The following is an 18,452-nucleotide window of genomic DNA, read 5'->3' as shown; positions in this document are numbered from 1 at the left end:
CCAGTTCTGTAAACTGCGAAATAGCCACCCGTCGCAGCTCCAGTGGATTCAGTTTCCAGAACCAGGCAACATTGTAGAGTCGTTTCCGGAGGTGCTTCCCGTCTCCGACTGGGTAAAAAAACGCAGGATCTGCATGCTGGTCTTAAAAATATCCAGTTTTGCCATCTGCGCCGCCGATGAACGCGGGATTCCCGCCAGCAACGGGATATATTTCAGTGCCACCTGGCTGTCCAGTTTAATACTGCCTTCACCGGAAATAATGAAAGGAAAACCCAGCGCCTCGATTTCGTCATACGTGGGCTCGCGCAACTCCAGCACATGCAGCATTTCGTTATGCGCTGTCACCGGTTTTTTTAAAACAATTTCTGTAACGTTCATTGCCATTACTGATACCCTCCCTCTTCGCCGTGGAATTCAAGATCTGCCGTGCCTTCTTCGGCATTATGGTTAGCCTCTCCGTGCAGCCATGCCGCCGAAAGCACATACACCATGCCGTTTGCCAGCTCAGCGGTAATCGTCATCTGGTCTAAGGTGGTAATTTTGTCGACCGGAAAGTTTTTGGGCACTTTAAACGTGCCCTTAACGTAAGGTGACCGCCAGGTCTCCTTGTAATCCACATCCCCTGCCATGCCGACAACATCATCCCGGACATTGGTGTTCATCGGCACTTCAATGCCACCTGTCAGCGATAACTGCTGACCATCCACTTTAAAAAAACAGGTTCCGGCGATCTTTGCCATTATGCTGACTCCTCTGAATACTGGAGACGGAACTGGTTAACCACCGCAAAGACACGTAACTGGTTAACATAATCCGGCGGGAACAGCGTGTTCAGTCGGTTCGGGTTATCCGCATCACGCTCAACTATCAGATACTGTTTAAACAGATCGTAATTTTCCACAATACCGGCACGCTCCATCTGACGATATGTCGCCAGAAGCTCCCCTTTGATAACGGCAGGAGTAACAATCGCCTGCCCCGGACCAAAACGGGTACCATCATTTGCCAGCTTGTGGCGTCCGTACTTGCTTGTAATGACCGATTTCAGTTTGCGAAGAACGTATGCGCTGGTATGCAGTGTTTCACTGTCCAGATAGCTGTTGTCTGCCACGCCATATGCATTCTTTTTGTAGGTGGTTACGGAACGCTGGATCCGCAACGTGCCGCCTTCCACATAAGCCGTCGCCACGCCGTGAGATAAAAGGGTCTGCTGCTCTGTCATGATGAATCGCTTACCTTTCGGTGCCGGAAGCATCCCCACCAGTTCCCCCGTCTGTGTCGGACGGGCCGGATCATTGCGGATAAATACCGCTTCACGGGCAAGGCGACTGGCAACCAGTTCATCGACAGGCGACTGGGTTTCTTTTTCGTAACCAGCAAGCGTGATATGTTGCTGATTATGCATATCTCCGGCATCAACCAGCTCTGACAGCGTTCCCAGTTTTGCGGTATAGACATGCCCGTATAACTGGCGCGCATAACTCCAGCGACCGCTGCTGTCATTCATTTCGGTCATCATCATATTGATGGAGGCGGCATCGTTGAACGGCAGACCGATAAAGTCGAATGCCTCATCGCCCATAGCAGCAACAGCGGCGGTAAGATCAGGCGCGCCGCTACCCGCAGTTCCGGCTTCCGTCACGACCTGAAGCCCCGCGGGCAGAATCTCACCACCACCAGAACCATAATAATTCAGGCAGACAGGCAACTCGTTACCATACAGCCCCTTATGGCGGGCAGTCAGTGTCACCACACCTGCATCAGATGACGCCGCAAACGGCAGGGTGATAACCCCGTTTACCGCTTCCTTAATCGCGGTGGCAACCGCAGTGGCATCATCGCCATTCACCACAGGCACCTGTACACGGGAGCGCCCGACATACAGACTCAGGGTGCCGCTTTCCTCTGCTTCTCCGGTAACTGTCACCCTGACCGTCGCCGCCGCCCCTTTGGCTTCCGGTACTGCAATAACATACAGTTCACCGAAAGGATCTGTCTGACGGTAGACGTCAACCATACGCGCCAGCTGGCTCCCGGCCCCACAAATCTGACGGGCATAATCTGCCGACGGCATCAGCACCAGGCTGTTAACCTCAATGGCGGCATCATTGCTGGCATGCCCGATCAATAATGCAGGCGCGCTGGTCACTGCTGTATTTGCCGCAGAATTGTCCATCTCGGCGTAAAACAACGGCACCAGCGTATCCGACGGAACAGCACTAAAACTTATTGTCATGATTCTTTAGCCTTATCCTGTTTAACACGTACCACATCACCCGCCGCTATACGGCGAAGCCAGTAGCTGCTTTCTTCCACATTTCGCCCGTCAGAAGGCAAAAGGTCTCCACGGGCAGGGTCAGGAACTGACCGCCCTTTCAGGGGTTTCACAAACATGAGGGACTCTTATTTCTGAGGGAAACGCATTTCCAGATGGTGCTCAATGTCACCATCCGGGCCAGTACCAGGATCGATGTAATCCACATCAATACTCAGCAGGGATAAATCCGGCAGGGCATTCACGTCCTCTGCCTGTCGCGTGTCTTCTTCCGTGATTTCATACTTCGCCGTAAAATCAAACTGGTAATACAGTTCGTAACGGTTCAGATCCAGCAGGGTGCCACCGGCATAAACAATCTCGCCCCCCTGCGGATCCGACATCCATCCAAGCAGGGCTTTCCAGAGTTCTCTCCGGACATCATGAACAGCGTCATAGGCTGCCCACTGCCCTTTTTCATCACGCTCATTGCTGAGCACAACAATAACGGAGAAGCCTTCTGTCAAATCCTGCCAGTAATCGGTCTGTGATTTTTGTTCCCCCGGCGCATCGTCAGAGGGAACCACATAGGCAGCAGGCAGTCGCAGTTTTCCGGCATCAGGGATCGCCTTAAACTGCGCCGCGCCACAAACACGATCCTCAAAACGCGGGCATCGCTCACGCAGCGCCGCAATTATCGTTGTCAGTTTCATTTATGCTTCCTTTTTACCGGACGTAACGAACGCTGCAGCTCACGGGACAACAGTTCCTGCGTCCAGTGACGCCGCCGCTCAATAACGTCAGCCATAAAGTTATTACGCGGGGCCAGCCGGAAAGTCGAAGAATGGTGCTTCTTCTGTCGCTTATCCTTTTTATCCATTCCATACGCCGAATAGCGAACACCGTAATACAGAAACGCCGGATAATAAGGAGCGCCTTCAGGAAAACGGCGATTCCCCTGCCCGTTTTTCTGGTTAGGGGAAATTTTCACCATCAGTCCGGGGCGACGCGTCGTTTTTTTGGGAACGTAATAACCGATGGAGCGGGCCAGACGCCCGGTCTGATACCCCGGGTTCTCTCCCGGGCCAGAACGCCCGCGTTTAATCACCAGACGTCTGGCGTCACGCATGTAAACGCGCCCGATTTGCACAAACGCCCGACGCAGACGGGCGCGATTAAACTCCAGCTCCTTTGGTTGTTTAAAGTCGACGTGTAAAAATGCTGTCTGATTCATGGCATTCACCCCGTCGTCGCGCTGTACGCAGTTCTTCACATTCCAGTAATAAAAAACGCCGCTGACCGTTCAGGTCGCGTATTCGCCGGATCCGGTACTCCTGACCGTAATAAACCACTTCGTGATCTGCCGTGATGTCATGCCGGAAACGGATCGTAAAATAATGCGTAACGATATTTTCTGTCTGCACTGAGCCCTGATAAGCGGCAGCGCCTGGCTGAGCCACCTTTGCCCAGACATCAAACGACTCCGGATACGTTGGCTCCGTACCAAAATCAGCGGTGGGTTCATCCACACGAAGGCGGATCTTTATCCGGCGATTCAGCTCTCCGGGATCCGGTAAAAGGTAAGTGGCACTGGTCTGACTTTGCCTGATTTTCATAGCGGGACAATCCTGTAAGGGCCAGCAAGCCATCTGAAACTCATTGGCGTTTCCAGTTTCTCCACATCGGTGATCGTTGAGCGATTTTCATAAAAATGACTGACCAGCATCAGCATTGCCAGACGAACATCATCAGTCAGATGCATCCCGTCAGGATCGTCTTCCGGAATCGTCTCTTCCGGTGCATACAACTTCCTGTTCAGGTATGTCTCTGTTCTTTTCTGTACCGCCTGTGCCAGCAATTTCAGAAAATCGCCGTCACTGTACAAACCATCATCGAGCCGGAGGTGAGATTTAATTTCCTCTTCTTTCAGGAGCATATTTTCCTCCTGTGCCCGCCATTACGCGGGCACAAAAAAACCGCATTACGCAGCGGCTTTCTGGCGGGTTGCAGCCCCAATTTTCATCAGCTTAATCGCCTGAGAATCCACCAGCATACCGCCGGTTCGCTTGGTGGTATAAAAACCCACAAACGGTTTGTTGGTGTACGGATCGCGCAGGATACGGGTACCGATGCGGTCAACGATGGTATAGCCGCGTTTGAAGTTACCAAACGCAATGGCTTTTGCATCGGCGGCAATATCCGGCATCTGCTCATTCTCAACGATGCCATACCCTGCCAGAGAAGAAGGCTGACCCAGCTCAATACCCGGACGCCACAGATAATTTCCGTCGTTATCCTTCAGCAGACGAATGGCAAACAGGCTGCTGTTGTTCATCATGAACTTCGCGCCGCTGCGGTGCGCCTTGCGCAGGGTGTAAATCAGTTTAATGATCGCATCGGCAGTCACGCCGGAAGCCGCACCGGAAGCAATGTGCTGAAGTTTGCCAAACGCACGGGTCTTGTCATCTTCATCGGTGGACTCGTAAGCCAGAAAACCTTTTGGTTTTTTGCTGCCGTCGCCACTGGTAAAGGCAATTTCTTCCTGTTCGGCAAATTCCAGCGCCAGCTCACTGTTGATCCAGTCTTCCACATTGAAGAAAGCGTCATCGAGCATTTTCTGGGTGGCCTGCGGGTTGCCGTAGATTTCCCCCATAAAGGGTTCAATCAGACCCAGTTTTGATGTGGCGGTTTCCGGACGAGCATCCGTTTCCCCCACCCATCCGGACGTTGTGCCGCCCAGATTCACCAGTTTTTTATAATCCGAGCCACCGAGGGTGATCACAGTGGCTTCCTGGCGCATCACCACCTCATCTTTCAGCAACGTCAGAATGGTGCGGTCCAGTTCTTCCGGAATGGCATAACCACCATCTTCATCATTGCCCACCTGCATCGCCTTACGCTCAAGCTCACGCAGGCCATCTTCACGCCCCTTACGCATAAATCCGATAAACGCTTCTTTATGTTCCCCGGCAACTTTATTTTGCGTGCCGCCTGCCGGACGCTTGACTTCAGCCAGTTCAGCTTCAAGATCGCTTTTCAGATTTTCCAGTTCAGCCAGTTTTCCGTTGAGGGTTTCCACTTCACCAGCAAGTTTTCCCTTTTCCTGCTCGATCGCATCGATACGTTTGTCGTTTTTTTCCTTAAAATCGTCAAACTTCCGCTGCAACTCCTGCGCGACCTGTTCCACATCTTTAACATCAGCCATTATTTTTCTCCTGGTTAAAATTTAAGATTTTTCAGTGCATTCAGTGCGGCATCCACATCCTCAGCATCACGCAGGGATAAAGCGCCATATCCCCCGACCATGAATGCTTTGGCCTGGGTTCGCGAGAGTCCAACATCGCGCAGGACCCGCTCAATAATTTTCTGATCAGGGATCTCCCCACGCGCCAGCGCATTTTTCACATCACTGATGCGTGCTTCATCATTGGAAGGAAACGTCACCAGACTGACCTCCCACAGGTCGATCTCTTTCAGCAGGAATACCCCTTTTTCCCGGTCGTACTCCCAGTCTTTCAGGATGTAGCCAACAGAAAGGCCGGTTAAAGAACCGGCCTTCATATGGGCATGTGCACGTTTTGCCAGGGGATCATCATCAATGAGTAATCGTCCCCTGACATAAAGCCCGACATCATCTTCTTTCATTTCGGTGTACACACCGATGGGCTCATCCATGCGGTGCTGCCAGAGCAACGCAGGCAGCGCCTTTTTTTCGCTCCATTTCTGGAGTGTTGTGGTAAAGGCTCCGGGGACCACCACATCATCGTGGCTGTCCTTAACACCCAAAACAGAACCGTAACCTTCAAATTCCCCGGAATCACTGACGGATTTCAGGTTCAGCGGTATATCAAGACGCTGTTTTGTCTGCATCTCCACTCTCCTTTTTCTTACCGTTGTCATCGCCAGCAGAGGGACTGGTGGTCATGTTCATCGGTGTCAGATACACATCACCACCCGGTCGGGGATTCATATCCTCCAGATCACGGCAGTCATTAGGGGAATAAATCCCCCAGTTGATCCCCGTGGCATACGCTTCAAAGCGGGATTTCATGTCGCCACGCAACAATGCTCCGGCATTAAATTTGGCGTAAAACTTCCCCTGTTTGCTCTCCCTGACCAGCCCTGTATTGATCCGCTGTTCAATACGGGTCAGATACGGCACAAGGGAATAGTTAATGAAGCCAAGCCCCAGTTCTTCAATATTGTTGAAGGTGGCGCGATCGGTGTTCTGCACCATATGCAGCGGCACGCGGAACAGGCGACAGATTTCTTCCAGCTGAAACTTGCGGGTTTCCAGAAACTGGCTATCTTCGGCATTCAGTGCCACCGTTTTCCAGTCCAGCCCCATTTCCAGAATCATCGGACGATGAGAGTTTCCCAGCCCGACATGCCGTTCCTCAAAATCCTTTTTGATACGCGCATAAGCCTGATCAGAAAGTTGTTGATCCGTACGCAACACACCGGATGTCACCGCACCGTTACCAAACAACCTGGCACCGTGCTCCTCGGTTGCCGCTGCCAGTGAAATGGCCTCACGCGCATACGCAATGGGATTCAGCCCGACAAGTCCGTCCAGCGTCAGAGTACGTACATGCCAGATTTCATTCTGAGTCAGCACGTCCACGGAACCATCCGGAAACGTCACCTGATAAACCGGCTGCCACTGGCTGTTCAGCTTCGGTTCCACACAGCCCGGATCTATCGGAAGAAGCTCCACCACTTCCCCCAGCGCCTTTACCTTGTAGGCATAAAAATTACCCCGCAGACACAGGCAGACAATGACCAGTTCCCAGAATTCCTGCGGCGTCATGTAGCCATTGGGTTTTGCCGAAACCAGCTTATGCAGTCGTTCATCCACCGCCCGTGTTTTAAGGGTACCGGTGATTTTGTAGAGGCTGCAGGGCAGCATACCAACAGACTCCGCCAGCACTCTGACGCAGGAATACACCGCCGTCAGCCGCATGGCCCGCTGACTGCTGATCCGCTTTCCGGTATAGGTGTCGTATGACAATCCCAGCTCTTCCGCAAGCATCCCGGGTGTTGTAACGGGAGTGTTATTTTTGCGTTGAAAAAGCCCCTGGAAAAACATTACTCACCTCCGGAGGCGACCCGCTGACCGCGATCGAGATAACGAGCAACCAGCCACGACCAGAACAGGCACAGCGCCCCTGCAACAACAAAACCTGCCGGGGGATAAATCAGCCATGTGCCATACGACAGCAAAAGCGCCCCCAGCACGCCAACCAGTGGTGTGAGAATTATCAGAAACATAATGACCTCGGTTAAAGCGAGCGGATACCAACGCTGACCAGATGCTCAGACAGATCCGGCTCCGGTTCACCGCCATTGACCAGCATCCTGCTCATTGCTGTAAACATCGCAACAGGACCGTCGATTTTGGCTTCCGGCGTGGATTTATTCGGGAAGATATTGTCGTTTTTATCCGGTTTCACCGTAACGTTAGACATCATCCAGTTCATGACCGGGTGATTGCTGTGGTGGAAACGTCCGGCATAGACCAGTGATTCCGTTTCCTTCATGGCCTCTGACAGATTGCGGACCGTCTGCGGAACCTCCACCAGCGGTATCCCTTCTTCAGCCAGCGCCAGACTGAACTGCATTGCGCTCCACGGGTCAAATCCCAGCTCCCTCAGGTTTTCACCGCCAATCCATTCCAGTAAGTCACTTTTTATCTGAGCATGATCGATAACATCACCATCCGTCAGAATCAGCTTCCCCATTTCCGCCCACTTCCGGTAAAGTTCTGCCTGCTGCCGTGAACACCGATCCAGTCGCCCTTCCGGAAGCCAGAATTTAAAATCAGCATGAACATGTCCGTTATCGGTTCGCCAGAGTTTTGCCGCCGCACAGATATCAATCTTATGAGCAAGGTCGACGCCGACCCACATGGGATACGTTTTCAGCTCATGCTGTGGAGCGATGTATTCACACTTCTCCCACTTAATCATGTCCATCCAGGCAGACTCGGCAGTGACCCACACATTCATGTGTTTTGTGAAAAAATTCACCCGCGCCGAGATCTGTTCCTTTGCTTTTGTCGCCAGACGACGCAGATCATCCCAGCGTTTACAGATGCCCAGGCCCGGATTCGCTTTCTGCCAGACCGTTTCATCAAACGGATCATCTCCCTCATCGAGCGTGTAAATAATCGCAAAGTAGGAATCGTCTTTTACTGCGCCCTCCACGTCGCTGTTATAGCCTCGCAATACCTTGATGGCGTAATCGCGTTGCTCGTAACAAATCCCTTCCTTGTTAAAGCCTGCCGTGGTGATACCAAATAACAGGGACTGCAGACGGGCACCGGTTGCCGTTTCCAGAACGTCCCACACGTCGCGGGTTTTATGTGCATGCAGCTCATCAATAATGGCGCAGTGGATGTTCAGACCGTCCAGGTTGTTTGCATCCGAGGAAAGCGGTTCAAATTTTGATGCGCTCTGCTCCTGGTAAATCGCCAGCTTGTTGAAATCAAACAATCGCCCGAGTGTAGACCGGGCTTTTCTGACCATATTTTTGGCGTCTTCAAACACGATTCTGGCCTGGTCACGCGTGGTTGCGGCTGAATACACCTCAGCCCCGCCTTCACCATCAGCCCCGGTCATATACAGCCCGATACCCGATGACAGCGTAGATTTTGCGTTTTTACGGGCGACTTCGTTGTATGCCGTCCGGAACCGGCGCACCATCACCGGGCGTCCGCTGCCATCGCTGCGCATGACAACTTCCCCGGTCTCTTCATTGACCAGCGGAATGACAAAACCAAAAATATTAATGAGGATAAATACATGCCAGTCCATCAACTCAATGGGCTGGCCTGCCAGCGCCCCTTTCACATGGGGCACAAATTTGTAGAAATTCAGGATGTGCTGCGCACGGGGTTCACTGAAATAAATCCCCCGCTCTTCGCCGTACTTCAGATCATCAAGAAAACGCTGGCAGGCCAGACGGACAAATTCGCCAGCGACAATTTCTCCTGCAACAACACGTTCGGCGTAGCGGATCCCGTCAGCCACTTTTGCCATCAGTCTCTCGCTTTTAAAAGCTCTGCCAACGGATCAACATCATCCGGTCCGGCGATATTTACTTTCGCCCGGCTTGCCGGTGACATACCAAACTCTGCAAGCATCGCCCGGATCCGCTTCCAGGCATCTGCCTTCATCGCCGCAGCCGGATGTGCCTTGATCATCACATCGCCATTCTGCGTTTCCGTGCGGTAGGTATAACCCTCAACATCGAGTGTTTCGCAGTGATGCCGGTATTCGGTGTAGGCTTCCACCAGTAACTCGAGTGCACGCGCATCAAGCTGAGAAATGATCCCTTCCGCATTCAGCTCTTCCGCCATTCGCCTGAACCAGTACTTCCCCTGCGCCCCTAAATGCTGCGGAATTTTAGGGAGACCTTTTTCGTCCTTTTTAGCGGTTTTTTTGGAGTCTTTAACGGGACGCTTTGAGGGGTTGCCTCGTATCAAATGCAGGCGTGGCGGGGTTTTCGGGGGTCCTGACATAATCGGTTTTACCTATCAATCGTTTGATCGCATTCCCAAAAAAAAGTTTTCGAACCTGCGGCGATGCGAAGAAGGGTTGGCGGGCGGTCCCGGACAGCCAGGACTGCAGGGATTTGACCCGCCCCTCCCCACAAGTGAGAATAATTATCACCTGATTCGTTCGCGCGCTGTTTTCTCCTTGTGGCAGGGCCAGCACAGACTCTGCAGGTTGCTGTCTGCGTCTGTTCCGCCATGCGCTTTCGGGATGATGTGGTCGACAGTTTTCGCCTCGCTCACCACACCGACACGCAGACACAACTGACACAGACCTTTATCGCGCTTCAGAATACGGGCACGAATCACCGTCCATTTTGAGCCATAGCCACGCTGGTGGCGGCTCAGTCCGCGCTGGTGCTGCACCCAGCCTTCACCGCGATGCTTATCGCAGTAACCCGAACTGTCTGTTGTTGTGCCTGCACATCCACGCTTACGACAGGCGCGGGGTATTCGTGATGGCATTGGAATCTCCTTAATACCGGCATTATCGCAGCCCCTCACTGAAGGGCTGCTGTAATGCCTGTTACTCAGTAACAACTGCGCCTTCCGGTAATTTCATACCGGCAAATACCGGACAGCCCGGATGGCGATCATCTTCTGTTGCTTCCAGCATTGACTCACCAAACCACTCTGTCGTGGCGCGACCATCAGCTGCTTTGTAGTGGATTAAGTACTGGTTTTCGCCATCCGCATACTGCGCGCGGGCTTTAACCTCACCCCATTCATCACTGATGCGCATCTCCACCAGTTGAGACAACTCAAACTTAAACGGAGCAGCATCAGCACCAATTACAATCGGTTTGTTTTCTGTTTTTTCCATCATCGTCTCCTGATATTGAAGCCCGTCGCCGCACCGGGCACTGATCAACATTTGAGTATTCGCGGCGACAGAAAGAATTTATTTTATTGAGTAGCCACAAACACAGAATTTCATGCTTTCCGGACGCTGGCGCATCCTTCATTTTTCAGCAAAATATTCTGCTCTTACAGGCGATCAGTTCTGCAGACACTGCCGAACACCGTCGACAATTTCGCAGACCTGAGAAGCTGTATCGAAAAGCTGGCGCGCCTTATCCAGGCTGACGCATCCCACCAATAAAAAAGGCACCAGTATCGCTACCAGTGCCCATTTCGCCGCCGTTCGTGGCATTCTGTGTGTCCAGTGTTTTCTGCTCATACCCCACCTGGTTATCAGCGTTTCAACTGAAAGTGAGGTCCGTCTTTCAGTGTTTTCCAGTCCCCGCCCCATTCGATGGCAGTACCCATCTCTGCGGCGGCCTGCTTAAATGCCTGCGCGATTTTCTCGTACAGAGGCCAGTTCCATGACACCTGGCTGCCAATGTAAGCAACAACATCCACCGCATCACCTGTCAGGTGGCGGCTGTTCATGGTCTGGCTCTTGCCTTCTGCAACCATCTGTTTCTGGCGTTCTTTCGTGCGCAGGCCTTCCGTAATGCCGAAATCAACCTCCGTCAGTTCAAGGGCACGACGAACGACAGCAACCAGCTGTGGTTTTACGCCTTCCAGATTTTTTTCACTGCGACGACTGAATCTGAATTTACCCGACATGCTCACCTCCGGAATGAAAGGATTTTTGTGACGTTCCCACGTGCACGCATCACCAGCACGCAGAACAGCAGATTAAAAAACACTTCCAGCCAGCCCGTTGCTAGCGGGCGACCACACAGATAGCTGAGTGGCGCAAAGGCATACAGCAGCATCAGCAGCCAGGCCAGCCATGACACCAGCGGTTTATGTCTGGAATCACGGCGACGATAAAAAAAGAGCGTCAGCACGATAACCGTGCATAAAACCACATTCAGCAATCCGGGAAGGTTACTTAACATTACCGCCTCCTCCGCCTCGCAGGCGGGAAAACAGGCCGGACACCAGTGATGCGATATCCTGCTGGTGGATGAACGACAGAATCTTCACCGACACCACAGACACCAGCACCGCACACAGCGCGTCGACAGATTTACTGTGAAGCCCCAGTTTTTCGACCAGATAAGACGCCATCACATCCGCCCCCAGCACGCCAACAATGAACGACACCAGAAAATGCGCCGCCACCCGCCAGACAGAAATCGTCTGTGGTATCGTGGCCACAAACAACGCACCCGCGAACGCACCAAACACAATCCCGAAATCCGTTCCGGTGAACAGCCCGAATACCGTCGCCCCACCGAGCGCCGCCGCCGTGCCGGAACCGGATAAGGGTTCAGACATACTTTTTTCTCCTGTAAATAAAAAAGGGCCACCAGCGGCCCGTAAAAAACACCCCGTCAAAGGCACCCGCAGATGCCTTTTGTGTGGTGTCATTCAGATTTGCGCAGTAAAGGCCGGAGCACGACCAGCGCCATCGCCACCAGCACACCATCTGCCAGCACCGACATCAGCCGTCCGGTGAAATCCACCACCACTACCAGAAACAGCAGGATGGCAGCCAGTACAAGGCGCGCACTTTTCACAGATACTGCTCCAGCGGTAACTGCAGCGCCTGAGCAATTTTCTTGAGCTGTGCTTCTTCATCCGGACCAATGCCATCCTGGTCTGCGATATCCAGACACAGGCACAGCACATTAACTGCGTCATCAGTACCTGCAACATCAGCCAGCTGACGAAGGGCTTCAGCATTGGCAGAGCGCGGCGACGCTTCATAACGGGCGCGGATATTTGCACTCATTTGTGCAATCTCACCGGAGAACGGCGCAAAGGCAGGAAGTGCTGCAATGGTTTTCTCCAGTACCGCGATTTCTTTCGCGTCACAGGTGTCGTCAGCGTATGCAATGGAATACGCACCCCAGACGGTCGCCTCCACTGCGTCGCGGTTCTCCATCTTCTTCACTTCGGTAATGGCCTTGCGAGTTTTCTTTTTGAAAATACCAAACATCGTGACTTTTCCTTTTAGGGGGTGAGCCTGCGCCCGGGGGGGGTGACCAGCCCACAGAGAAAGTCACACTGACCATCCCGTAAGCTCACCCCTGAAAGGCTCTGTGGTTTTTGATATGCGCCGGGCGTGGCGCGGATACAAAAAAGGCCACGCAAATGCGCAGCCTGGTGATTCTGAGATTTTCGAACGATTCCTTTTTACGACTCCTGCCTTCTATCTTCGGCAGAGATGCTTTGCCAAATTCACATCATTCATCGACATTAAAATACTGTCTTTGATGAACTCGCATACCTCGTTAATTTTTGCATCGGTATCTACGTGCGAAAATGTTCTGTCCCCATAACCATTAACTGAAATCGTCAGGTTATCGCCATCAAGCAGCACAATCTTTACACCAACTTCCACACTTGCAGACTGGCGGGGATTGTCATCAACAACCGTGTATAAATTAAACGCAACTCCGTCCCTAAGGTCTACCTGCAAATCCTCCGGTCGGACACTGAAGCCATTGAGGCAAATATAGACGTAAGGATGTAACTCACCCTCAATGTCTCGCCATTGCAGTTCCGGCAACGCCAGTGAAGACTCATAGGCATTGACCAGCCTTGTGGCTGTATCCCGCAACCGCTGAATGTATTCCTGCTTAGCTTTCAGTATTTCGGCCCGTTTTGCCCTGATATCAGCATAAGTGACCACTGTATCAATCCTCTTATGAACAAATAAACAAGCCATCATAATAACCGCCAGGGTATACATGAAAAAGGCCGCCGTAGCGAGCCATGAAAAAACAGAATAAAAAAAAACCGCCAGGTGTGGCGGTAAAGATGTATTCCCAGGTTTCAGGTTTTACTTAGTAGCAAATTGTTCTATAACTTACTCTAAGTGATGTTTACAACATCGGAATGGTGCATTACCGGTACCTGCCATAGGGCTCACTACGTAGCCCAACCAATAATGCACCATTCCGGTATTGTAAAAAATCAGCACTGAGGCTAACCTGGCCTCAAAACATAGCCCGAAAACTGAGAGTTCCTAAAAAAACAATCTGTCCTCACGTAATAAAAATACGCCAGTGCTGCAATACGCCTCTATCAAATGTTGGAGCGGGTAGCGGGAATCGAACCCGCATCATCAGCTTGGAAGGCTGAGGTAATAGCCATTATACGATACCCGCATATGGTGCCGACTACCGGAATCGAACTGGTGACCTACTGATTACAAGTCAGTTGCTCTGCCTGCTGAGCTAAGTCGACATTGCTTCCTCGGATGTGAGATGAAATACATCTGAAATGTAATGCACCTTTCTCTCGAAGTAGCCCAATAATACGGGAAGTTAACATCAATTCATTAGCTTATTGTGCAGTGATTTAATTATCTGCCAACGTAACTATTTCACCCGCAGTATGCTCAAAACGTTCAGACTCAAGTTCAACGCTTAACGCCATGCCCCCAAGTGCCAGCGCTGCTTTTATTATGGAGCCTGACCCCATGAAAAAGTCGGCAACCAAATCTCCCGGACGCAAACAGAATGCGCTCTGTTGCCGGGAAATACGCCCGCAGGCTTTCCTTGTTGCACCCGTTCCAGCGCCCGGACGGCTTCGCCCAGATAATGTGGTTCAGCACATTAAAGCGCTCACGCATCATGATTTCGATATCAGATGCCAGGCGATGACCACAGAACAGGTAAAGACTTCCGGCGGGTTTTAATACCCACCAGAACTGCGCCAGACACTGATCCAGCCATTTCAGGTAATCATCGTCGCCCTTCCACTGGTTATCCCAGCCCTCGGGCTTCACTTTAAAGTATGGCGGGTCTGTGACTATCAGATCGACAGAGTTTTCCGGTAAGGTCTGGATAAATTCTAGGAAATCAGCGTTGATTAACTCGAAGCTGGATATTTTTACAGTATTAGCCATAGATCAATAAGCACTTCTCTGATAGGCTCATACCGCTTTTGCGCAAAGCAGATGGGCCTGAGGTTTGCTTGTGACCCCAACGCATGAGCAGATGGCTGGCAGGTGCCGCTAACACCCACCAGCCGCCCATTACCACAAATTAAAAAGCCTTCACTGCGGAAGGCGTCTGTAACAACCGAACTGATAATCTGCCAGACCCGCCATAACAAGCTGAGTCAGTATTAACTGGCAGCGCTCGCGTGAAAGGTAAGTATTCTGCGCAATCTCCCCGACGGTCGCCGGTTCGGTGACGCTTAATTCATTAAACACCACTCTGGCGGTTTCGGTCATATCCTGCTGTTTTAGCATGTCTTTTTCCCTTTTCTGGTTAACGTAACATACCAATAACTCTTGTCTAAAAAGCCAGCAAGCAGAAAGACCAGTATTAATAACTACCAGCACATTTAACGCACTGCGCTACTTTGCGGGCACAAAAAACCCGCTCAGAGGCGGGTTCAGGCTATGCGGTGAAATAACCACTCTTAAAAGCATACATGATTTTTTACGTACGTAAATGCTTTGCCGTGCATATTTTTCATGCAAATGTCACATACTGCTATTTTTCTGTGTTATAAATTTAAAGCCATAGAAAAAAATCAATTATGTTTTAAGAATGGATAGGTAAAGAATAACAAGTGACACAGATTCAGACCAAAATGGAAAAGGGTTGCCACCCACAAGCGCCCACTCCACATCCATGACAATCCATACACAACACCAGATAACGTGGCAAATAATACAAGTAAAGCACCACCTGAATAGTGATAAAAACCAAACAACAAAGACGCCACAATTAACGCAACCAATGGAGACGTCACTTCTGATAGCCGTGATTGAATATACCCTCTAAATAATGACTCCTCTGCCAGAGACACAAAAAACAAATTAGCCAATATAAACTCTGGCAACCACTCTGGGAAATGAATCTCTGGCTTTAACCCACCAAAAAAAACAGCCAAAAACAGTATAAGAGGAACAGAGAGCAACATAGCCCCCCATTTCCACAAAGACACTTCTGATTTCACTTCTTTTTTAAACAAAGAAGCTGTACACAGGACTAACAAAAATGGCACCAGCGCTTTATCAAAATTAAAATACATTGTATAGGGAGTGCTTTGAGGTCCGATAGTGACAGACTTTAGCACTACAGGATTGTGAAACCCTGGCCATAAATGGAAAGATAATGCTATGGCTGATAAAACTATGCCAGCTTCATATATGGATTTAGCCCAGGCGTTATATTTCCAGTTGAACTTCAAAATAATAAAAAAAACGATTGTAGCAACAAAAAACAACACCGGCCAATCAATAATATCATTAAGCACAGCCAGGACAACAGACACCGTCAACAATGAAAAAGCCACTACCTTATGCCAACTGAGAGTTGACAGTGACAGTGCTAACACAATCCACATAAACACTCCTTTTATTTAATGATGATGATTGATTATCAATATTTTCAATTCACTTGGCAACATTTTGTTTACCTTCCATAAAATTCATGACCATCAAAAAATAAACATATTAATTATAAACACAGGAAACATAACCCTCGTCACTATATATCCCTACCGCATATCCATATCTAACCGGACATTCAGAGCCATAAGCATTCCTTCAATAATACCTTCAGCTTTATAAAGTCTTTTACCAATAAGCCCATCAGAACATCTATGCTTACGTGCAAGAGCCATAAATGTCATTCCACCTACGTAATAATCCACCAACAAATCGTGCAAATACTGATTATTCTTGTTTAATCGTGCCATACAGCCACAAATTATCATGGCGTCATCATCAGAACACTGAGGACGTGATTTCACTTTAGTCGGGATTAATCCTTTAAAACCAGCAGCTATCGAGGACCATGTTACATCTTCATGATTATTTGCTGCCCATGCTCCCCACCGCTCCATAACCAGCTGAATATCACGCAACATCATTACATCCTCTTATTACGAATATATTCACACCCAGTCGCCCACCGCAAACAGGCAGACCATGCACAATATTGATTTCATCAAACTGGTCGTCGTCTATAAGCAGCCCCGCATGTGTCAGCGCATCCAGCAGTGCTTTCAGGATATTGTCCAGGTCACGACGGCGCTTATCCGGTGGCTCTGCAATAATCTTTATCGCCAGCCTTCCGGAGAGGTTTAATTTCAACCGCTGCTGGCGAACAATGAGCGCCACATCACGGCGATAACGCTCACCGGCTTTTGATACAAAATATGTGCTGCCATGACGTCGCCAGTAGGTGTTCACCGTCGGCGGGTAAGGCAAAACAAACTCTATACGCATCAGTAACCTCTTTTACCCAAGCACGCCGGTTGCAAAGGCGTGATCAAGAAAACGAAAAATTAAATCAATCTGGGAACCATGGTTTTCTTCGAACGCCAGCAGATCCGCATGAAGTTCGTTGTGATGCTCCCGGCACAGCGGTAGTGTAAAAATATCGTGGGCCTTTGTTCCCATTCCGCCCTGACCATGACCAATCAGGTGATGGGGATCGTCGGCTGGTTGACCACAACACGCACACGGCTGTGTCTTCACCCAGCGCGTATATTTCTCATTTACCCAACGGCGACGTTTAGGTCGCTTCATGAAAGATTCAGGAGACTCCGGATCAACGGCGATGCTGACCACCGTCTTTTCCTGTGGTGGGTTCTGTTGCTGGTGGGCGTAAGGTGGTAGCGCAATATTTTTTGTGCGCTGCTTCAGTATGCTGGTGGCTGTCGGTTCTCCCGGTATGATGTCGCTCTCGCGGTATATTGAGCGGATTTTTTCACCCGGACGCTTCAGGATTCGACGCGCCATATTTTCGGTCATGGCATCCACTACATCATTTACAGCAGCCCAGCAGTACAATTCAGCCAGCGATAATTCCCGCTCTTGTGTGCCATTCATTGCGTGGCGTATGACGTCAATCATCCATGCCGACAGGTTTTGATGAGCAAGTTGCCCGAGTGATTCGGAGGTCTGGTCACGCAACTGGTTGTCGCAGTGCCAGCACAACACCATCGCGCCGGTACCGTAACGATGTATGACGGTTTCACTGTGATGATAGTCACCATGAGGCCACTGGCAGGATTTGACATGACGCAACAGCCAGTCAGACAGTGCACCAGCGCCGCCAGCAGCACGAATCACCCGCTCATCGCTGAAAAATGGCAGTAATGATTTATCTTCCGCCAGCGCCTGGCGAACGGCAGGAACAGCTCCGGACGGCAGACCGCGCATGCTTTTCGGTTCCGGCTCCACCAGTACCCGGGGATTATGAAATACCTGCATAGATTCACGGCCCGGCTTAAGGACCACCAGCCCGAGTTCCGGCACCGGAACAGGTCGAAGTAATACCCGCACGTTACCTCCAGATCCGTTGCTGGAATGTGCGGGATGGACGCGGCGGGCGTTCGGAATAAGGGAGCCTGACGTAGATTATCCAGTGACGATAATCGAGACTGAGGGCTTTCTTAAACTCATACCCACGTCTGCGGTAGTTATGAATCAGCCATTCGGCCTGTTCTTCAGTGCAGGGATCGTGCTGATACCAGTCATATTTGAATGCGTGAGAACGCAGCCCGTGCCTGCTGGCAAAGACGGCAGAATCATCAGAATTGTGTAATTTGGTATCATGCGCCATCGGTTGTCTCTGCTGGCGCAGCAGGTGCCAGTTGTTCAGGCTGGCGTGCGAATTGTAAACCAGAATGCACAGAAAAAACAAAACCCGCCGAAGCGGGTTAAGTGCGGGTGCGTTGAGGAAGCCTGACACATCAGAGGTGGCGAGGGAA

At 50.8% G+C, this 18,452-nt stretch carries 30 protein-coding genes, 2 tRNA genes and 1 pseudogene; all 33 read right to left on the bottom strand.

Going from position 1 to position 18,452, the window contains the following annotated elements:
- Positions 1-48 precede the first annotated feature (48 nt).
- Positions 49-384, bottom strand: a complete 336-nt coding sequence (locus tag QUE34_RS05980) for a phage tail assembly protein (protein WP_001251341.1) — start codon at positions 382-384, stop codon at positions 49-51.
- The gene (locus tag QUE34_RS05975; protein WP_105283014.1) at positions 384-740 is read right to left on the bottom strand and encodes a phage tail tube protein; all 357 of its coding nucleotides are present in this window, start codon (positions 738-740) and stop codon (positions 384-386) included. The genes QUE34_RS05980 and QUE34_RS05975 overlap by 1 nt, the downstream gene beginning before the upstream one ends.
- Positions 740-2,236, bottom strand: coding sequence for a phage tail sheath subtilisin-like domain-containing protein (locus QUE34_RS05970; protein WP_075843147.1), 1,497 nt, complete (start codon positions 2,234-2,236; stop codon positions 740-742). Before QUE34_RS05970 ends, QUE34_RS05975 begins: the two co-directional genes overlap by 1 nt.
- Positions 2,233-2,394: a DUF2635 domain-containing protein gene (locus tag QUE34_RS05965; protein WP_047085173.1), complete on the bottom strand. Its 162-nt coding sequence runs from the start codon at positions 2,392-2,394 to the stop codon at positions 2,233-2,235. The genes QUE34_RS05970 and QUE34_RS05965 overlap by 4 nt, the downstream gene beginning before the upstream one ends.
- A gap of 9 nt (positions 2,395-2,403) precedes the next feature.
- Positions 2,404-2,967 carry a phage tail terminator protein gene (locus tag QUE34_RS05960; RefSeq protein WP_105283013.1) on the bottom strand — a complete coding sequence of 188 codons (564 nt, stop codon included), beginning with the start codon at positions 2,965-2,967 and terminating at the stop codon, positions 2,404-2,406.
- A complete protein-coding gene (locus QUE34_RS05955; protein WP_047085174.1) occupies positions 2,964-3,488 on the bottom strand; it encodes a hypothetical protein in 525 nt (174 codons plus the stop codon). Before QUE34_RS05955 ends, QUE34_RS05960 begins: the two co-directional genes overlap by 4 nt.
- The gene (locus QUE34_RS05950; RefSeq protein WP_000702444.1) at positions 3,454-3,870 is read right to left on the bottom strand and encodes a phage head closure protein; all 417 of its coding nucleotides are present in this window, start codon (positions 3,868-3,870) and stop codon (positions 3,454-3,456) included. Before QUE34_RS05950 ends, QUE34_RS05955 begins: the two co-directional genes overlap by 35 nt.
- Complete coding sequence (locus tag QUE34_RS05945) at positions 3,867-4,190, bottom strand: head-tail connector protein (RefSeq protein ID WP_000924706.1); 324 nt, start codon at positions 4,188-4,190, stop codon at positions 3,867-3,869. The genes QUE34_RS05950 and QUE34_RS05945 overlap by 4 nt, the downstream gene beginning before the upstream one ends.
- Before the next feature lie 45 nt (positions 4,191-4,235).
- Complete coding sequence (locus tag QUE34_RS05940) at positions 4,236-5,462, bottom strand: phage major capsid protein (RefSeq protein WP_089540288.1); 1,227 nt, start codon at positions 5,460-5,462, stop codon at positions 4,236-4,238.
- Positions 5,463-5,473: 11 nt separating this feature from the next.
- Positions 5,474-6,124 (bottom strand): HK97 family phage prohead protease, encoded by a 651-nt coding sequence (locus QUE34_RS05935; protein WP_286338939.1) that lies wholly within the window; start codon positions 6,122-6,124, stop codon positions 5,474-5,476.
- Complete coding sequence (locus QUE34_RS05930) at positions 6,102-7,343, bottom strand: phage portal protein (protein WP_075843151.1); 1,242 nt, start codon at positions 7,341-7,343, stop codon at positions 6,102-6,104. Before QUE34_RS05930 ends, QUE34_RS05935 begins: the two co-directional genes overlap by 23 nt.
- Positions 7,343-7,525: a hypothetical protein gene (locus QUE34_RS05925; RefSeq protein ID WP_075843152.1), complete on the bottom strand. Its 183-nt coding sequence runs from the start codon at positions 7,523-7,525 to the stop codon at positions 7,343-7,345. Before QUE34_RS05925 ends, QUE34_RS05930 begins: the two co-directional genes overlap by 1 nt.
- Before the next feature lie 11 nt (positions 7,526-7,536).
- A complete protein-coding gene (locus QUE34_RS05920; protein WP_100733970.1) occupies positions 7,537-9,294 on the bottom strand; it encodes a terminase large subunit in 1,758 nt (585 codons plus the stop codon).
- A complete protein-coding gene (locus QUE34_RS05915; protein WP_001406049.1) occupies positions 9,294-9,776 on the bottom strand; it encodes a phage terminase small subunit P27 family in 483 nt (160 codons plus the stop codon). The genes QUE34_RS05920 and QUE34_RS05915 overlap by 1 nt, the downstream gene beginning before the upstream one ends.
- A gap of 147 nt (positions 9,777-9,923) precedes the next feature.
- Complete coding sequence (locus tag QUE34_RS05910) at positions 9,924-10,274, bottom strand: HNH endonuclease (protein WP_075843154.1); 351 nt, start codon at positions 10,272-10,274, stop codon at positions 9,924-9,926.
- A 61-nt stretch (positions 10,275-10,335) separates the two neighbouring features.
- On the bottom strand, positions 10,336-10,632 hold the full coding sequence (locus tag QUE34_RS05905) for a hypothetical protein (RefSeq protein WP_001585563.1): 297 nt from the start codon (positions 10,630-10,632) through the stop codon (positions 10,336-10,338).
- Between the two features lie 174 nt (positions 10,633-10,806).
- On the bottom strand, positions 10,807-10,989 hold the full coding sequence (locus QUE34_RS05900) for a hypothetical protein (protein ID WP_137566531.1): 183 nt from the start codon (positions 10,987-10,989) through the stop codon (positions 10,807-10,809).
- Between the two features lie 14 nt (positions 10,990-11,003).
- A complete protein-coding gene (locus tag QUE34_RS05895; RefSeq protein WP_075843155.1) occupies positions 11,004-11,381 on the bottom strand; it encodes a M15 family metallopeptidase in 378 nt (125 codons plus the stop codon).
- A 2-nt stretch (positions 11,382-11,383) separates the two neighbouring features.
- A complete protein-coding gene (locus QUE34_RS05890; protein ID WP_075843156.1) occupies positions 11,384-11,659 on the bottom strand; it encodes a phage holin family protein in 276 nt (91 codons plus the stop codon).
- The gene (locus QUE34_RS05885) at positions 11,649-12,041 is read right to left on the bottom strand and encodes a putative holin (protein WP_075843157.1); all 393 of its coding nucleotides are present in this window, start codon (positions 12,039-12,041) and stop codon (positions 11,649-11,651) included. The genes QUE34_RS05890 and QUE34_RS05885 overlap by 11 nt, the downstream gene beginning before the upstream one ends.
- A gap of 89 nt (positions 12,042-12,130) precedes the next feature.
- Positions 12,131-12,283, bottom strand: a complete 153-nt coding sequence (locus QUE34_RS05880; protein WP_000833649.1) for a DUF3927 family protein — start codon at positions 12,281-12,283, stop codon at positions 12,131-12,133.
- A complete protein-coding gene (locus QUE34_RS05875) occupies positions 12,280-12,705 on the bottom strand; it encodes a tellurite resistance TerB family protein (RefSeq protein WP_000466935.1) in 426 nt (141 codons plus the stop codon). Before QUE34_RS05875 ends, QUE34_RS05880 begins: the two co-directional genes overlap by 4 nt.
- A gap of 213 nt (positions 12,706-12,918) precedes the next feature.
- Entirely contained in the window at positions 12,919-13,461 is a 543-nt protein-coding gene (locus QUE34_RS05870) for a hypothetical protein (protein ID WP_038813804.1), read from the bottom strand.
- A 343-nt stretch (positions 13,462-13,804) separates the two neighbouring features.
- Positions 13,805-13,879, bottom strand: a tRNA-Gly gene (locus QUE34_RS05865).
- A gap of 3 nt (positions 13,880-13,882) precedes the next feature.
- A tRNA-Thr gene (locus QUE34_RS05860) sits at positions 13,883-13,958 on the bottom strand.
- A gap of 114 nt (positions 13,959-14,072) precedes the next feature.
- On the bottom strand, positions 14,073-14,195 hold the full coding sequence (locus tag QUE34_RS05855) for a hypothetical protein (protein WP_236922851.1): 123 nt from the start codon (positions 14,193-14,195) through the stop codon (positions 14,073-14,075).
- A gap of 28 nt (positions 14,196-14,223) precedes the next feature.
- Positions 14,224-14,622, bottom strand: a pseudogene (locus tag QUE34_RS05850) (DNA-methyltransferase); the annotation flags it as partial.
- 150 nt (positions 14,623-14,772) lie between these two features.
- Positions 14,773-14,970 carry a hypothetical protein gene (locus QUE34_RS05845; RefSeq protein ID WP_000917767.1) on the bottom strand — a complete coding sequence of 66 codons (198 nt, stop codon included), beginning with the start codon at positions 14,968-14,970 and terminating at the stop codon, positions 14,773-14,775.
- A gap of 287 nt (positions 14,971-15,257) precedes the next feature.
- Positions 15,258-16,076, bottom strand: coding sequence for a CPBP family intramembrane glutamic endopeptidase (locus QUE34_RS05840; protein ID WP_105283012.1), 819 nt, complete (start codon positions 16,074-16,076; stop codon positions 15,258-15,260).
- A 153-nt stretch (positions 16,077-16,229) separates the two neighbouring features.
- The gene (locus QUE34_RS05835; RefSeq protein ID WP_024212281.1) at positions 16,230-16,598 is read right to left on the bottom strand and encodes an antiterminator Q family protein; all 369 of its coding nucleotides are present in this window, start codon (positions 16,596-16,598) and stop codon (positions 16,230-16,232) included.
- Entirely contained in the window at positions 16,591-16,962 is a 372-nt protein-coding gene (locus QUE34_RS05830) for a RusA family crossover junction endodeoxyribonuclease (RefSeq protein ID WP_075843160.1), read from the bottom strand. Before QUE34_RS05830 ends, QUE34_RS05835 begins: the two co-directional genes overlap by 8 nt.
- Positions 16,963-16,974: 12 nt before the next feature.
- The gene (locus QUE34_RS05825) at positions 16,975-18,024 is read right to left on the bottom strand and encodes a DUF968 domain-containing protein (RefSeq protein WP_001360564.1); all 1,050 of its coding nucleotides are present in this window, start codon (positions 18,022-18,024) and stop codon (positions 16,975-16,977) included.
- Between the two features lies 1 nt (position 18,025).
- A complete protein-coding gene (locus QUE34_RS05820) occupies positions 18,026-18,304 on the bottom strand; it encodes a hypothetical protein (RefSeq protein ID WP_001360563.1) in 279 nt (92 codons plus the stop codon).
- Positions 18,305-18,452: the final 148 nt, after the last annotated feature.

It is taken from the genome of Escherichia sp. KS167_9B (assembly GCF_030295215.1).
Taxonomy (GTDB): Bacteria; Pseudomonadota; Gammaproteobacteria; order Enterobacterales; family Enterobacteriaceae; genus Escherichia; species Escherichia coli_F.
The sequence above is the reverse complement of the archived record's forward strand: the minus strand, read 5'-3'. Positions and strand labels throughout refer to the sequence as shown.

Coding starts and splice junctions, on each gene's coding strand:
- QUE34_RS05980 (WP_001251341.1), bottom strand. CDS start 384: ATGGCAATGAACGTTACAGAAATTGTTTTAAAAAAACCGGTGACAGCG.
- QUE34_RS05975 (WP_105283014.1), bottom strand. CDS start 740: ATGGCAAAGATCGCCGGAACCTGTTTTTTTAAAGTGGATGGTCAGCAG.
- QUE34_RS05970 (WP_075843147.1), bottom strand. CDS start 2,236: ATGACAATAAGTTTTAGTGCTGTTCCGTCGGATACGCTGGTGCCGTTG.
- QUE34_RS05965 (WP_047085173.1), bottom strand. CDS start 2,394: ATGTTTGTGAAACCCCTGAAAGGGCGGTCAGTTCCTGACCCTGCCCGT.
- QUE34_RS05960 (WP_105283013.1), bottom strand. CDS start 2,967: ATGAAACTGACAACGATAATTGCGGCGCTGCGTGAGCGATGCCCGCGT.
- QUE34_RS05955 (WP_047085174.1), bottom strand. CDS start 3,488: ATGAATCAGACAGCATTTTTACACGTCGACTTTAAACAACCAAAGGAG.
- QUE34_RS05950 (WP_000702444.1), bottom strand. CDS start 3,870: ATGAAAATCAGGCAAAGTCAGACCAGTGCCACTTACCTTTTACCGGAT.
- QUE34_RS05945 (WP_000924706.1), bottom strand. CDS start 4,190: ATGCTCCTGAAAGAAGAGGAAATTAAATCTCACCTCCGGCTCGATGAT.
- QUE34_RS05935 (WP_286338939.1), bottom strand. CDS start 6,124: ATGCAGACAAAACAGCGTCTTGATATACCGCTGAACCTGAAATCCGTC.
- QUE34_RS05930 (WP_075843151.1), bottom strand. CDS start 7,343: ATGTTTTTCCAGGGGCTTTTTCAACGCAAAAATAACACTCCCGTTACA.
- QUE34_RS05925 (WP_075843152.1), bottom strand. CDS start 7,525: ATGTTTCTGATAATTCTCACACCACTGGTTGGCGTGCTGGGGGCGCTT.
- QUE34_RS05920 (WP_100733970.1), bottom strand. CDS start 9,294: ATGGCAAAAGTGGCTGACGGGATCCGCTACGCCGAACGTGTTGTTGCA.
- QUE34_RS05915 (WP_001406049.1), bottom strand. CDS start 9,776: ATGTCAGGACCCCCGAAAACCCCGCCACGCCTGCATTTGATACGAGGC.
- QUE34_RS05910 (WP_075843154.1), bottom strand. CDS start 10,274: ATGCCATCACGAATACCCCGCGCCTGTCGTAAGCGTGGATGTGCAGGC.
- QUE34_RS05905 (WP_001585563.1), bottom strand. CDS start 10,632: ATGGAAAAAACAGAAAACAAACCGATTGTAATTGGTGCTGATGCTGCT.
- QUE34_RS05900 (WP_137566531.1), bottom strand. CDS start 10,989: ATGAGCAGAAAACACTGGACACACAGAATGCCACGAACGGCGGCGAAA.
- QUE34_RS05895 (WP_075843155.1), bottom strand. CDS start 11,381: ATGTCGGGTAAATTCAGATTCAGTCGTCGCAGTGAAAAAAATCTGGAA.
- QUE34_RS05890 (WP_075843156.1), bottom strand. CDS start 11,659: ATGTTAAGTAACCTTCCCGGATTGCTGAATGTGGTTTTATGCACGGTT.
- QUE34_RS05885 (WP_075843157.1), bottom strand. CDS start 12,041: ATGTCTGAACCCTTATCCGGTTCCGGCACGGCGGCGGCGCTCGGTGGG.
- QUE34_RS05875 (WP_000466935.1), bottom strand. CDS start 12,705: ATGTTTGGTATTTTCAAAAAGAAAACTCGCAAGGCCATTACCGAAGTG.
- QUE34_RS05870 (WP_038813804.1), bottom strand. CDS start 13,461: ATGTATACCCTGGCGGTTATTATGATGGCTTGTTTATTTGTTCATAAG.
- QUE34_RS05855 (WP_236922851.1), bottom strand. CDS start 14,195: ATGGGGTCAGGCTCCATAATAAAAGCAGCGCTGGCACTTGGGGGCATG.
- QUE34_RS05845 (WP_000917767.1), bottom strand. CDS start 14,970: ATGCTAAAACAGCAGGATATGACCGAAACCGCCAGAGTGGTGTTTAAT.
- QUE34_RS05840 (WP_105283012.1), bottom strand. CDS start 16,076: ATGTGGATTGTGTTAGCACTGTCACTGTCAACTCTCAGTTGGCATAAG.
- QUE34_RS05830 (WP_075843160.1), bottom strand. CDS start 16,962: ATGCGTATAGAGTTTGTTTTGCCTTACCCGCCGACGGTGAACACCTAC.
- QUE34_RS05820 (WP_001360563.1), bottom strand. CDS start 18,304: ATGGCGCATGATACCAAATTACACAATTCTGATGATTCTGCCGTCTTT.